This is a genomic window from Sulfurirhabdus autotrophica (assembly GCF_004346685.1).
Taxonomy (GTDB): domain Bacteria; phylum Pseudomonadota; class Gammaproteobacteria; order Burkholderiales; family SMCO01; genus Sulfurirhabdus; species Sulfurirhabdus autotrophica.
This window is the reverse complement of sequence record NZ_SMCO01000010.1, coordinates 86,417-100,208: the sequence shown is the minus strand read 5'-3', so window position 1 is coordinate 100,208 and position 13,792 is coordinate 86,417. Positions and strand designations below refer to the sequence as shown.

Sequence of the window (13,792 nt, the reverse complement as noted above, 5' to 3'; positions counted from 1 at the left end):
ACAATTACCTTTCAAAAATCAAAAATAAAAACTCAGCCAACTTTTTCGTAGCGACGATACATTAAAGCGTAATACAGTACGGGAATCACAACCAGTGTTAACAATGTGGAGACGAGAATACCAAAAATCAAGGAGATGGCTAACCCATTAAAAATGGGGTCATCCAGAATGAAGAACGCACCAAGCATGGCTGCCAGACCCGTCAATATAATTGGCTTGGCTCTGGTTGCACCGGAACGGATGACTGCCTCCTGAAACGGCATGCCTTCTGCTACCTGAAGATTAATAAAATCTACCAGCAAGATGGAATTACGCACAATAATACCTGCAAGCGCTATCATACCGATCATTGAAGTTGCGGTAAACTGCGAGCCCAGCAAAGCATGTCCCGGCATAACACCGATAATCGTCAATGGTATTGGCGCCATAATAACCAGTGGCACCAGGTAAGACTTGAACTGCGCCACTACCAGCAAATAAATCAGTATCAAGCCCACAGCGTAGGCTATTCCCATGTCCCGGAAAGTTTCATAGGTTACCTGCCACTCGCCATCCCACTTAATACTGAATTGGCTATAGGGGTCTTCCGGCTGCTTGATAAAGTATTCACCCAGTTTTCCGCCTTCGCTCAAATTCATACCCAAAGTTTTGGTGCGAATATCAAACATGCCATATAACGGGCTATCGAGCTTGCCTGCCATATCTCCTACTACATAGACCACAGGCAGCAAATCTTTATGATAAATTGATTTCTCTCTCTCCGTGGGAACAGCCTTTACCAGTTCGGATAAAGGAACCAGCGCACCATCGCGCGCGCGCACTGTCAACTTGAGCAATTCTTCCATGCTGCTTTGTCGCTCTGCAGCCAACTTAATTCGCACCGGAATTTCGTATTTCGAAAATCCACTGTGCACAGGGGTCACATCTTCACCTGACAACCCCATTTTCATGACTGCAACAATATCCTTTTGTGCAACGCCTAGGAGCGCTGCTTTATTCTGCTGCACCGTCAGCACGAATTTTTCCGAATTTTCTTCTACCGTGTCATCAATCGCAACGATGTCTTTCGTACCAGCAAATACTGCCTTTACCTTCCCGGCCACACCAATCTGCCCTTGGTAATCCGGCCCGTAAATTTCAGCGACTATAGGAGACATTACCGGTGGACCTGGCGGTACTTCAACGACTTTTACTCTTGCACCATGCGCATTGGCAATTTTTTCTAGCTGAGGACGTACTGCCTGGGAAATTTCATGACTTTTCCGCTTACGCTCATGTTTATCCGTCAAATTAACCTGAATATCCCCAAGTTCACCACCACTACGCAAGTAATACTGGCGTACCAGCCCATTAAAACTGATGGGCGATGCTGTACCAGCATAAACTTCATAATCCGTCACCTCTGGCACGGTTGCCAAATAAGCACCCATTTCCTGCAACACACCGGCAGTTTGTTCCAAAGGCGTGCCTACTGGCATATCCACCACCACTTGGAATTCTGATTTGTTATCAAACGGTAGCATCTTCATAATCACCAATTTGAAAACCACCAGAAATATTGCCAGTACAATTGCGATCAATATGCCAAACAGTAATTGTTTGCGTTTGGCTGAGCCTTTTTCACGGTTAAGAAACGGTGTTAAACGCGCACTGAAAAACTCGTAAAGTTTGGAATTTTCCCCTTCAGCATGGGCATGCTTATGTTTGCCTAATAATTTCAGGGCAAGCCACGGCGTTACAATGAATGCAATCGCCAGGGAAATCACCATACCAATACTGGCATTTATCGGAATCGGGCTCATGTATGGCCCCATCAAACCGCTGACAAATGCCATAGGCAACAACGCTGCAATGACTGTAAAGGTAGCGAGTATTGTCGGCCCCCCCACTTCATCTACCGCATTAGGGATAATTTCCGCCAGGGTGCCGCTGTCCAGTGCGCGACGGCGATGAATATTTTCTACCACTACAATGGCATCATCTACCAGGATACCAATGGAAAAAATCAGGGCAAACAGTGATACACGGTTAAGCGTAAAGCCCCATGCCCAGGAAGCGAACAAGGTAGCCGCCAAGGTGAGCAATACTGCCGTCCCGACAATGAGCGCTTCGCGTTTGCCCAGTGCAAACAGCACCAGCAATACGACTGCAGAGGTTGCGAATATCAGCTTCTGTATAAGTTTTTTGGCTTTATCGTTAGCCGTTACACCATAGTTTCGTGTTTCAGTAACATTCACTCCGTCCGGAATCACGGTTCCTTTGAGTTCTGCAACCCTTTTCAACACGTGATCAGCAACATCTACAGCATTCTCTCCCGGCTTCTTTGATACGGAGAGGGTTACAGCAGGAAATTCTCCTTGCTGAGATATCCCTTTTTTAGCTGCTGCAGGCCCAGTGCCAATCCAGATATATCGGCTCGGCTGATCCGGACCATCGATCACTTGTGCCACATCTGTCATGAAAACAGGTCGATTCTCAAATACCCCCACAACCAGTTGTTTTACATCATTCGCGCTTTCCAGAAAAGTGCCTGTCTGGACCAGCAATTCCTTATTCTGAGAAACCAATGACCCCGAAGGTTGTGACGCGTTACTAACTTGAAGGGCATCGCGGATGTCCTGAGCAGAAACATTAAAGGAGTTCATGCGCTCAGGATCCATCACAACGCGCACTACGTGATTCGGGCCACCGATAGTCAATACTTCACGTGTACCCGGGACGCGCTTGAGCTCTGATTCCATGGCATGCGCGATGTGCTGCATTTCAAATGCGCCCTGTGCAGCATCCGAAGCCCATAGCGTCAGTGTGACAATCGGTACATCATCAATACCAACCGGCTTAATAATCGCCTCGCCCACCCCCAGATTGGGTGAAACCCAGTCCCGATGAGACTGAATGGCATCATAAAGCCTGACTAGCGCTTGGATACGGTCTTCACCAACTTTGTACTGGATAGTCAATACTGCCATGCCGGGTTTGGATACGGAGTAGACATGCTCCACACCCGAAATTTGAGACAAAACCTGTTCCGCAGGCATTGCAACGAGCGATTCCACATCCTTCGCTGAAGCGCCAGGAAAGGGTATAAAGACATTCGCCATGGTCACGTTGATTTGCGGTTCTTCTTCTCTTGGGGTAACCATTACCGCAAACAACCCAAGCAGAATCGCAATTAACGCGATCAAAGGCGTTAATTGTGAAGTAAGGAAGAATTTAGCTGTACGCCCGGAAATACCCAATTTCAATGTCCAATAAAGTGAAGAAGCATGAAAGAGGAAGATAGAAGTGAAGAATATATTTCAAAATTCAATTCAGCCTCCACGGATCTTAATTTTTGCCTTTAATTTTCTCTAGTGAATTGGTCATTTTTTTAGCTGCTTCAAATAAATGCCAGCCTTAACGGGCTCAGTCGCTATGATTTCCCCCGGCATCAAACCTGCCAGCACTTCAATTTCTGCTTGCCCTGCCGACTCTCCCAATCGCACATACCGTAAATGAATCTGTTCTTTTTTGTCCACGACATAGACAGCTGTCACTTCGCTACGACGAATCACTGCTGAGTCCGGCACCAGCAGTTTGCGCGTGCGTCCTACAGTGAAATGAGCGCGAGCATACATACCAGGGATGACATCTTTGGTATTTTCAGGGAGATCAAGACGCACCCGTGTGGTGTGAGTGCGCGCTTCTGCAGCAGGCAAAACACTGATAGTTGTCACCTTGACCCATTTATTGAGTGCAGGAAACTCTACAGTTGCCCGGGGAGATTGCCTGACTTCCGGCAACTTATACTGGGGAATGCTGGCCACAACACGAAGGTCCTTAGGATCAAAGCCTGTCATTAGCGGCTTACCGGGGCTGGCCATTTCTCCCAATTCCGCATGTCGGGCTGCAACAACGCCACTATATGGCGCCACAATAGTGGCAAAACCTTTGGTTGTCGCCGCTACCCCTGCGCCAGCCAACGATGCCTGAGCCTGGGCCTGTGCAGCCTTGTATTCACTCAAGGCTTTATCCAGCGCTGCCTGACTCACGAATTTTTGCGCCACCAGTTGTTTGGTACGATCATAATTGGCTTTTGCGTTCTGCAAGGAAGCCTGTGCCTGCGCCACTTGCGCCTGACTTCCGGCAAGTGCCTGGCTGGCCTCGCGCTCATCAATACGCACGAGCACCTGACCCTTTTTTACAAAATCGCCCGCATCAAAATTAATTTCAACGATACGCCCCGAAATCTGGGAAGAAACAGTCGCTTGCTTTACTGCTTCTACCAGCGCTTCAGCTGCATAGGTTTGATCCACTTCTTTAAACTGTACTGGCGCTACTGCAAAAGGCAATGCAGCATGAGACAGGACAGGGGACATTAACGCTAGCAATACAACGTGTTGAATGGAGACAGTCACCCCAAGAAAACCAGTTTTTTCAGGAAGCGCAGAATGCGCTGACCGGATAAGATTCCGGCTTATTTCCACAAGGTCACTTATTTTGAACACAACACCCCCTATGTGAATGGAATATTAGTCTATACTAATACTAATACTAACTTAAATTCAAGCCACAGAAACACATCGGCGCATCTGGCGCATTATTTAAAGCACAGGTAGTGAGGGTATCCTCTTCAAAAATCAGGCCAATACTTGCTGCAACCTCAACTCTTCTGGAGACGATACCAACAGATGATAGAAGCTACAAATTCAAATACTGACTACGAAATTATTTTGCAAAGCCGCAAAAAACATCGCGCATCATACTGATTAATTTCAAAGTGCGCGTATCACCAACACGGTAATAAACGCGGTTTGCATCCTTGCGGGTACGCAACACTCCTTTATCTCGCAGAATCGCCAGATGTTGGGAAATGTTACTTTGAGAAGTGCCAACATTATCAACAATGTCTTGCACGCTGACTTCCTTGTCGCCAAGAACGCACAGAATTTTCAGCCTAAGCGGGTGAGACATCGCTTTCATAGCACGAGAAGCCTGTTCAATATGTTCGTCTTTGTCGATTAATTCAACTTGATCAAAACTCATCTCTTTCTGCTATCCTGTCAATAATTACTAAATTTACAATAAGTATAATGCGTTTATTATTAAAATATTATAAAATAATATATCATTTAATACACTGTCGTATCAAAAAATTAATCCCAACATGAATGTAACCCCTGCTTTACTCATCATTTTGGACGGCTTTGGCTGTCGCCACAATGGCAATGACAATGCTATCGAAAAAGCAAATAAACCCCACTGGGACGCCCTCTGGAAAAAAAATCCCCACACAACCATTCAGGCTTCTGAGGCTGCGGTTGGACTGCCAGCGCAACAAATGGGAAACTCCGAGGTAGGCCACCTGAACATTGGCGCCGGTCGAGTGGTATACCAAGAGTTTACCCGGATTGACCGCGCAATCAACAGCGGGCACTTCTTTTCGAATCCTACACTTAAAAATGCAGTAGAGCTTGCTAAAAACAATGGCAAGGCCCTGCACATTTTAGGCTTGCTCTCCGATGGCGGCGTGCATAGTCATGAACTCCATATTCATGCCATGCTGGAAATGGCGGCACGAAACGGACTCAAAGAAGTCTACCTGCATATTTTTCTGGATGGGCGAGACACACCGCCGAAAAGCGCTGAACCCTATATCAAGAAATTACAGGAGAAATGTGACCAGCTTAAAGCAGGTCGCATTGCTTCGATGATTGGACGCTATTTTGCCATGGACCGTGACCGTCGCTGGCAACGGGTCAAATCCGCCTATGACCTGTTAACCCAGGGGAAGGCTGAATATCAGGCAAAAAGTGCACTGGAAGGTTTGCAAATGGCTTACGACCGAGGCGAAAGTGACGAGTTCGTTAAAGCCACGGCCATTATTCCTGAAGGTATGGAACCAGTCCGTATGGAAGATGGTGATGCCATCGTAGTGATGAACTTCCGGTCAGACCGTGCGCGTCAGATTTCACGAACATTTATTGAGCCTGATTTTAATGAATTCGAACGTGAATACGTACCAAAGCTAGGCGTATACTGTACATTAACCAGTTACAACGATGAATTTGACATCCCTGTTGCTTATCCGGCAGAACGTATTCGCAATGGTTTTGGAGAATATATTGCGCATCTGGGGCTTAAGCAGTTACGTATTGCAGAAACTGAAAAATATCCCCACGTGACATTCTTCTTTAATGGTGGCGAAGAAAACGCTTACCCAGGTGAAGAGCGAATATTGATTCCTTCGCCAGATGTCGCAACCTATGACATGCAACCAGAAATGAGTGCCTATGAAGTCACCAGAAAACTGGTTGCCGCAATAGAGAGCCGAAAATTTGATGCTATCATCTGTAACTACGCCAATGCTGACATGGTTGGCCACACCGGCAATCTGGAAGCCGCCATCAAGGCGATCGAAGTACTGGATGACTGCATAGAAAAGGCTGTTAAGGCCATGCAAAGTATCGGCGGGGAAGTCTTAATCACTGCAGACCACGGCAACGCGGAAATGATGAGCGATGAGGCGACACAGCAGGCACATACTGCACATACGCTAAATCTTGTTCCACTTCTCTATATTGGAAGAAAAGGAGCTCATATTGCTGAAACAGGTGCGCTTGAAGATGTGACGCCTACCCTATTAAAAATAATGGGAATTGATCAACCAATAGAAATGACTGGTAGATCGTTGATCGAGTTTGAATGATTATAAGCTACGCTATAGCTGGTAAGGCGCGACTGCCTGAGATAGCTGCCTCTTCGATACGGATTTCATTTAGGCAAACCGTATTGAAGGGATCAAAACTGCCAGCCTTTCATAACTCTTTGGTTTTTTGCCCGATATAACTTGTATAAAAGACTCTTCATTATCGCAATTGCTTGCACATTAACTTTCCCTTTGCACGCGGCACCAAAGAAGGAACTTCAAGATGTACGGGGTCGCATAGAAACCCTCAAGAAAGATATCAATACGGCAGAAGAAACGCGCAGTGAAGCCGCTGACGAACTGAAACAATCTGAACAAACCATCAGCAAACTTGCTCGTAGCCTGCATGAACTCTCGCAAAAGCAAAACGAAGTCAAGCTTGCCCTTACGCAATTAGATGCTGAAAGTCAAAAAACCCAAAACGAAATCAAAACGCTCCAGGAGCAAGTTAACCAGATTCTTTATCAACAATACCTGCATGGTCCACAAGATCATATGACTGCACTGTTGAACCAGAAAGACCCCAATCAGATTGCACGCCAACTGTATTATTTTTCATTTATCGCACGCGCCCGGGCCGATCTGATCCAGTCATTGCAAACGAACCTGACACAACTTGCATCACTCAGTCAGCGTACTGAGGAAAAAAATCTCGAAATGTCGCGAATCAGGAATGAACATATTGCACAACAAAAGCAGCTTGAGGCCGAGCAAAACAGCCGAAAACAAGTCCTGAGCCGCATTGCCAAACAGATTGACAGTCAACGCAAAGAAGTAAACCGTTTGCAGCGGGATGAAAAACGCTTAACCAGCCTGATCGAAAAACTCAGCAAAATTGCCGCCAGAAGACCACCTAAACCTACACCCGCTCCCACTCCTGCTCCTTCATCCAAGCTGGTTATCAACAAAACGCCTGATGCCTCCGTCGCTGACACGCCTTTCCTGCGTCTCAAAGGCAAAATGAATTTACCCGTCACCGGGGAACTAACCAATCGTTTCGGCAGCCAAAGAGAAGATAGCGGCGCACAATGGAAAGGCCTGTTTATCAAGGCACACAGCGGCCAGCCTGTGAAAAGTGTGGCCAGCGGCACCGTGGTGTTTGCTGATTGGCTACGGGGGTTTGGCAATCTGATCATTGTGGACCACGGTAACAGTTACATGAGCCTTTACGGGAACAACGAGTCTTTATATAAACAGGCTGGGGATGCCATCCGCGCCGGCGATACAATCGCGACAGTCGGCAATAGCGGCGGCAATCCCACCGCAGGACTTTATTTTGAGTTACGTTACCAGAGCAAGCCTTTTGATCCGCTAAGCTGGGTGCATTGAAATTTTGAACAAATGACTGATATCTTCATTTATACGCCTGCTTATTTTAGTGTAAACTCTTTTGGCGTATGCAATTTTTTATAGGGGATCGGAATGCGCAGCAAGTTGCAACAAGTAGGTTTAATATCATTCGGCGCTGTACTGGGCATCATGCTAAGTCTGAATTATTCTGCTATCGCAGATAAAGAAACTTCAGCCCCGCTGCCAATTGATGATTTGCGCGCTTTTTCTGAAGTGTTTGGCAAAATTAAAAGTGATTATGTTGAACCGGTAACAGACAAGAAGTTATTCAGCGAAGCGATTAATGGCATGCTGTCCGGCCTTGATCCGCATTCCGCCTATCTGGACACTGACGCTTTCAAAGACCTGCAAGTGGGTACGCAAGGCGAAGTTGGTGGCTTGGGTATTGAAGTGGGTATGGAAGATGGCTTTGTTAAAGTTGTTTCTCCCATTGAAGATACTCCCGCTTTCCGCTCCGGCATTAAAAGTGGTGATTTGATTATCAAACTGGATGACACACCCATCAAGGGCATGACGCTAAATGACGCTGTCAAACGTATGCGTGGCAAACCCAACACCCAGATTACCCTGACCGTATTACGCAAGACTGAATCTAAACCGCTCGTGATCACTTTGACGCGCGCAGTTATTCAAATCAAGAGCGTGAAATTCAAACTGGCAGAGCCAGGCTATGGCTATATCCGTATTACCCAGTTTCAGGAGCACACAGGTGAAGATCTGGCAAAGGCCATTGATACCCTGTACAAGGAAAACAAAGCTCCCTTAAAAGGAATGGTTTTGGATTTGCGTAACGATCCGGGTGGCTTGTTGAACTCTGCCGTGGCAGTTTCTGCTGCTTTCTTGCAGCCCAATGCACTGGTTGTTTACACTGAAGGCAGAAGTGAAGATGCCAAAATGAAATTGACAGCCAGCAAAGAGAACTATCTGCGCGGTGCTCAAGACGATTTTCTAAAACATCTTCCGCCTTCTATCAAGAATATTCCATTGATCACATTGATGAATGGCGGTTCAGCTTCTGCTTCTGAAATCGTTGCAGGTGCTTTGCAGGATCATAAGCGTTCCATTGTTATGGGCACCCAGTCTTTTGGCAAAGGTTCAGTGCAAACCGTACTCCCTTTAGGAAATGGCACAGCTATCAAGCTAACCACTGCACGGTATTACACGCCAGGTGGGCGCTCTATCCAGGCCAAAGGTATTACGCCAGACATCGTAGTGGAAGAAGCGACTATTAATGGTGAATCCAAAGATCCTTCATTAAGCCTGCGTGAAGCGGATCTGGAACGCCATTTGTCCAACGGACTGAAAGACGATGGCAAAACTGCCGCACCAGTGGCAAAGCCTGCTGAACCAGAAAAAACCAAGCCTGCAAAAGGCAAAGGCGGCGCTAATGAAAAAATTGATCCAACAGAAGTCATTTCCAAAAATGATTATCAGCTGAACCAGGCGCTAAATCTGTTGAAAGGATTGCAAATACTACAAAACAAATAACAACGGTTTGGGGTGCGCCAACATTAAAGTATGAAGGCATATTCTTTATGGTAGGTTTTCGGCTATACTGAACCCATAAAGAATGAAGGGCTTGTTGCCCTGCACATTTGCGGCACCCCATAGCGCGATGCCGCAACCCAAGGGGACTACGCATCATGCAGCCTTGTGATTTGATCAAGACCAGAGAAATCATGTTCAGCCCGCTTCCTCCGAATCAGGCTGAGCAGGTTCTTATGCTGTTAGGCGGCCTGAGCGATATCGAAGTAGAACTCTCCCCTCATAAATATGCGGTAATCGTTAAGTACGATGTAATGCATTTCACGCTTAAAGGCATTGAAAATGCATTAATTGAACAAAACTTTCATCTGGACAATAGTTTGTTGCAGAAAATAAAACGTGCACTGGCCTATTACTGTGAAGACATTCAGCGGCACAATTTAAAAGTTCCTGAAAGACAGACTAAAAACCATCAGATCTTTGTGCAGGCTTACGAACACCACCCCCACGGCGATCATGATGATACCCCTGTTGAGTGGCGGGAATATCGATAACAAGCAAGTCAGTCAAAATCTTGAATTATCTTAGCTGATGTCTGAATAGCATCCCTTTTTAAGCACTTCGAGCCAATCCAGCAACAACTTCCAATGAATGACAATCAGCTTCTACGATATAGCCGGCACATTCTGCTTCCCCAGATCGGAATTGAAGGGCAGGAGAAATTATCGCAATCCCACGCCTTGATTATTGGTGCAGGGGGCCTTGGCTCTCCAGTCGCGCTCTACCTGGCAGCCAGCGGCGTCGGCAAGTTGACGGTTTGTGATGGGGATGTAGTCGACCTCACCAATCTGCAACGCCAGATTGTTCACCGTACTGAAGCAGTCGGATTGAATAAGGCTGATTCCGCCAAACAATCTTTACTGGCTATCAACCCCGAAATTATTGTGACAGCACTACCCCGACGTATTGATGAAGCCGAATTAATGCAACTGGTCAGCAGTGCGGATGTGGTGCTGGATGCTAGCGATAATTTTGCAACGCGTCATGCCGTGAATCGCGCGTGTGTGGTTCATAAAAAACCACTGGTTTCGGGTGCTGCTGTTAGATTTGACGGACAAATTACGGTTTTCAACTTACGCGAGGGAGATAGCCCTTGTTACCATTGTCTATTCCCTGAAACTGAGGGTGCGGATGAAGTGCGTTGTGCGGAGAACGGGGTTTTTTCACCCCTGGTAGGGATCATCGGCACCATGCAGGCTGCCGAAGCCCTCAAACTGTTAATGGGCATCGGTCAAACACTGCAAGGCCGTCTGCTTTTACTGGATGCACTCACAATGGAATGGCGGTCAATCAAACTAAAAAAAGATCAGGCTTGCCCGGTGTGCGGCTCCGATAAATAATCAGATGCTCACAACAGAAAACAAAGTCATTCCTGTAAAAAGACAAGCATCCATTTCAATTTTTAGCTGATTCAAGCTGCCCTTTAACCAGTTATAGCAACTGTGGCCACTGCGCTTGCCAATATTCCATAGGCTCGCGTTTAAAGCCGCTCTTGGCAAACTGATGCCAACGACCAATCACATAACAGATAATCAAATTAGCCTGTGCGCCTGCATCGATATTACTGGCAATTTCCTGTTGCGTTGCTGCAATACGCAGACTTTGTCGTATAGTTGCTTCCAGACGATCATGCAATTGATTGATCCTCACCTGCAGACGTTCATCTTCGTTGACCAGCGCATCGCCAATCAGAACGCGGGTCATACCGGGATTTTTTTTGGGGAATGCCAACAGTAACGATAACGTCGCTTCCAGTTGTTTAACACCCGACTGCTCATCAACGGTGATTTTATTGATCAACCCAAACAACGTTTGCTCGATAAACTCAATCAACCCTTCGAACATTTGCGCTTTGCTGGCAAAATGTCGGTAAAGTGCAGCTTCTGACACATCCAGCTTAGCGGCAAGCGCAGCGGTTGTGATTTTTGTGCCTTGTGGTTTTTGCAGCATTTCTGCCAAGGTTTGCAGAATTTGCATTTTCCTTTCACCCGGTTTTGCAGCCATTAAAACTCCCCTTTCGCTCTTGTCTGACAGATATTTTAGAAATGTCCTAAATGATGCAGCATTTTAGGCAATTGTGTTACGGATCTCACACTCACATCCACATAGCTCGGACACTTGACCAACGGACTCACCCATACCGTTTTCATGCCAAGTTTTTTGGCTATTTTTAGATTTACAAGTGTATCTTCTACCATAATACATTGCTTTGGGAGCAACTGCATTTGTCTGAATAGCCGATAAAATCCATAGCTATCCGGCTTTGGCCGAAACCGTGTAGATTCAATGGTAAATACCTTTTGAAATAAATCCGAGATATTCAGCAATCGTAAAACCGCTTGAGAATAATGTGCCGGCGCATTGGAAAACAATACTTTCTGACCGGGCAGATTATTGAGTGTGTGCCGCAAAATTTTCTCGGACTGAAGCATTTTCCCCAACGCAGGAAATTGGTGAGTGTGCCAGAGAAAATGGTGGGGATCCGTATTATGATGCCTGATCAGTCCTGACAGAGTGGCGCCATAGCGATGCCAATACTGCATCCGCAACTGATTGGCCTCCTCTTCTTCCAGCCCTAAATGAGTTTTCAAATAATCGGTCATGGCCCGATTAATATGAGGAAAAATATGCGGCGAGGCATTGTGTAGCGTATTGTCGAGATCAAACACCCAGGTTTTACAGGATTTCAATTTTTTCCAATACGCTTTATTTTGGCTTAGCTGCCACAGACTAACGAAACCGTTGCCAGCTCTTTGTTAATTGGCGCGAATCAGTGTGCCAACCCCTTGATCGGTGAGAATCTCCAGCAGCAAGGCATGCTCTACCCTGCCATCAATGATATGGCTGCTCTTTACTCCATTTTTTACCGCGTCCAGTGCTGTTGAAATTTTAGGAATCATCCCGCCGCTGATGGTGCCATTGGCAATCAGTTCGTCTACTCTGGCTGCAGTCAACCCGGTTAGCAGCTTGCCTTCTTTATCCAGCACACCCGCTGTATTAGTCAGTAAAATAAGCTTTTCTGCCTTTAAGGTTTCAGCCAGTTTACCTGCCACCAGATCGGCATTGATATTGTAGGCCTCACCATGCTCGCCGACACCAATCGGCGCGATTACTGGGATAAAATCTCTGGAATCCAGCAAGGAAACCAGTTCCGGGAAAATTTCAGTGACTTCGCCGACATGACCGATATCAATGTTTTCACCCGGCTTATCAACATTTTTCACCATCATTTTTCGGGCACGAATAAAGCCTCCGTCCTTGCCGGTGAGACCCACAGCCTTACCACCATTCTGATTGATCAGATTAACGATTTCCTTGTTTACCAACCCGCCCAACACCATTTCCACCACGTCCATGGTTTCGCGGTCTGTCACGCGCATGCCCTGAATAAATTCGCCCTGCTTTCCCACGCGCTTAAGCAAATCGTTGATTTGGGGGCCGCCACCGTGCACCACCACGGGGTTCATACCCACAGTTTTCAGCAAGACAACATCGCGAGCAAATCCCTGTTTGAGCTTTTCGTCTGTCATGGCATTGCCGCCATATTTGATTACGATAGTTTTATCAAAAAACCGCTGGATATAAGGGAGGGCTTCGGACAGTACCTGTGCTTTTTCTATTGCAGTGGATGGATTGAGCGACATGAAGGGCCTTTGAGATTTATTGAACGGCATCCGTTAACCCGTTCATTTTACACCGAGTAAGGCAAAACAAAAAAGCCTCTTGCCCTGGTTAAGGGTAAGAGGCTTTGGATTCAGACAGTCAATGTTACTGAACAGTCAGCTTTTTAGCTGAAGATGCCGCTTTTTTAGGCAGCGTCAGTTCAAGAATGCCATCTGTGTACTTTGCTTGCGCTGCGCTGTCATCAATATCCTGGCCCAGCGTATAACTGCGATAAGCCTGACCAAAATAACGCTCACTGCGCAACAGCTTTTCACCTTCTTTTTCTTCTGTCTCTTTTTTCACTTCGGCGCTGATTGATACCTGGTTACCATCAATAGATATTTGAATATCTTCCTTCTTTACGCCAGGAATTTCAGCATGAATGGTATAGGATTTATCATCTTCCTTCACGTCTGTCTTAATCTGGACTTGCTGCTGCCCTTCAAAATGGACCGGACGCACAAAAAAACCTTTGAACAAATCATCGAACACATCATCAAGAGCAAATGGATCGCGACGAACTAAATTAGACATTGCTTTCTCCTT

General features: G+C 46.4%; 12 protein-coding genes. 5 read left to right on the top strand and 7 right to left on the bottom strand.

Features of this window, described 5'->3' with window-relative positions; genetic code table 11:
- Positions 1-32: 32 nt before the first annotated feature.
- From EDC63_RS11010 to EDC63_RS11000, 3 genes are all read right to left on the bottom strand, one after another.
- The gene (locus EDC63_RS11010; RefSeq protein ID WP_317615898.1) at positions 33-3,245 is read right to left on the bottom strand and encodes an efflux RND transporter permease subunit; all 3,213 of its coding nucleotides are present in this window, start codon (positions 3,243-3,245) and stop codon (positions 33-35) included.
- A gap of 117 nt (positions 3,246-3,362) precedes the next feature.
- Positions 3,363-4,487 carry an efflux RND transporter periplasmic adaptor subunit gene (locus EDC63_RS11005; RefSeq protein WP_223248173.1) on the bottom strand — a complete coding sequence of 375 codons (1,125 nt, stop codon included), beginning with the start codon at positions 4,485-4,487 and terminating at the stop codon, positions 3,363-3,365.
- Positions 4,488-4,707: 220 nt separating this feature from the next.
- Positions 4,708-5,025, bottom strand: a complete 318-nt coding sequence (locus EDC63_RS11000) for an ArsR/SmtB family transcription factor (RefSeq protein WP_124945362.1) — start codon at positions 5,023-5,025, stop codon at positions 4,708-4,710.
- A 121-nt stretch (positions 5,026-5,146) separates the two neighbouring features.
- Between EDC63_RS11000 and gpmI the strand changes: the two genes are divergently transcribed.
- The 5 genes from gpmI (at position 5,147) to EDC63_RS10975 (ending at position 10,923) form a co-directional block, all read left to right on the top strand.
- The gene (gpmI, locus tag EDC63_RS10995; protein WP_124945361.1) at positions 5,147-6,688 is read left to right on the top strand and encodes a 2,3-bisphosphoglycerate-independent phosphoglycerate mutase; all 1,542 of its coding nucleotides are present in this window, start codon (positions 5,147-5,149) and stop codon (positions 6,686-6,688) included.
- Positions 6,689-6,829: 141 nt separating this feature from the next.
- On the top strand, positions 6,830-8,017 hold the full coding sequence (locus EDC63_RS10990) for a murein hydrolase activator EnvC family protein (protein ID WP_124945360.1): 1,188 nt from the start codon (positions 6,830-6,832) through the stop codon (positions 8,015-8,017).
- A 93-nt stretch (positions 8,018-8,110) separates the two neighbouring features.
- Positions 8,111-9,526 (top strand): S41 family peptidase, encoded by a 1,416-nt coding sequence (locus EDC63_RS10985; RefSeq protein WP_124945359.1) that lies wholly within the window; start codon positions 8,111-8,113, stop codon positions 9,524-9,526.
- 155 nt (positions 9,527-9,681) lie between these two features.
- Positions 9,682-10,077, top strand: a complete 396-nt coding sequence (locus EDC63_RS10980; protein WP_124945358.1) for a hypothetical protein — start codon at positions 9,682-9,684, stop codon at positions 10,075-10,077.
- A 93-nt stretch (positions 10,078-10,170) separates the two neighbouring features.
- Positions 10,171-10,923, top strand: a complete 753-nt coding sequence (locus EDC63_RS10975; protein ID WP_124945357.1) for a HesA/MoeB/ThiF family protein — start codon at positions 10,171-10,173, stop codon at positions 10,921-10,923.
- A gap of 91 nt (positions 10,924-11,014) precedes the next feature.
- Here EDC63_RS10975 and slmA read toward each other — a convergent pair whose 3' ends face one another.
- The 4 genes from slmA to EDC63_RS10955 all read right to left on the bottom strand — a co-directional run bounded on the left by slmA (position 11,015) and on the right by EDC63_RS10955 (position 13,780).
- Positions 11,015-11,587: a nucleoid occlusion factor SlmA gene (gene slmA, locus EDC63_RS10970; RefSeq protein WP_124945356.1), complete on the bottom strand. Its 573-nt coding sequence runs from the start codon at positions 11,585-11,587 to the stop codon at positions 11,015-11,017.
- A gap of 35 nt (positions 11,588-11,622) precedes the next feature.
- Complete coding sequence (locus EDC63_RS10965; protein WP_124945355.1) at positions 11,623-12,273, bottom strand: pyrimidine 5'-nucleotidase; 651 nt, start codon at positions 12,271-12,273, stop codon at positions 11,623-11,625.
- 66 nt (positions 12,274-12,339) lie between these two features.
- Positions 12,340-13,227: an acetylglutamate kinase gene (gene argB, locus EDC63_RS10960; RefSeq protein ID WP_124945354.1), complete on the bottom strand. Its 888-nt coding sequence runs from the start codon at positions 13,225-13,227 to the stop codon at positions 12,340-12,342.
- Between the two features lie 124 nt (positions 13,228-13,351).
- The gene (locus EDC63_RS10955; RefSeq protein WP_124945353.1) at positions 13,352-13,780 is read right to left on the bottom strand and encodes an Hsp20/alpha crystallin family protein; all 429 of its coding nucleotides are present in this window, start codon (positions 13,778-13,780) and stop codon (positions 13,352-13,354) included.
- Positions 13,781-13,792: the final 12 nt, after the last annotated feature.

What these genes read in the sequence shown, in the direction of transcription:
- EDC63_RS11000 (WP_124945362.1), bottom strand. Translation starts at nt 5,025, where the DNA reads ATGAGTTTTGATCAAGTTGAATTAATCGACAAAGACGAACATATTGAA.
- gpmI (WP_124945361.1), top strand. Translation starts at nt 5,147, where the DNA reads ATGAATGTAACCCCTGCTTTACTCATCATTTTGGACGGCTTTGGCTGT.
- EDC63_RS10985 (WP_124945359.1), top strand. Translation starts at nt 8,111, where the DNA reads ATGCGCAGCAAGTTGCAACAAGTAGGTTTAATATCATTCGGCGCTGTA.
- EDC63_RS10980 (WP_124945358.1), top strand. Translation starts at nt 9,682, where the DNA reads ATGCAGCCTTGTGATTTGATCAAGACCAGAGAAATCATGTTCAGCCCG.
- EDC63_RS10975 (WP_124945357.1), top strand. Translation starts at nt 10,171, where the DNA reads ATGAATGACAATCAGCTTCTACGATATAGCCGGCACATTCTGCTTCCC.
- slmA (WP_124945356.1), bottom strand. Translation starts at nt 11,587, where the DNA reads ATGGCTGCAAAACCGGGTGAAAGGAAAATGCAAATTCTGCAAACCTTG.
- argB (WP_124945354.1), bottom strand. Translation starts at nt 13,227, where the DNA reads ATGTCGCTCAATCCATCCACTGCAATAGAAAAAGCACAGGTACTGTCC.
- EDC63_RS10955 (WP_124945353.1), bottom strand. Translation starts at nt 13,780, where the DNA reads ATGTCTAATTTAGTTCGTCGCGATCCATTTGCTCTTGATGATGTGTTC.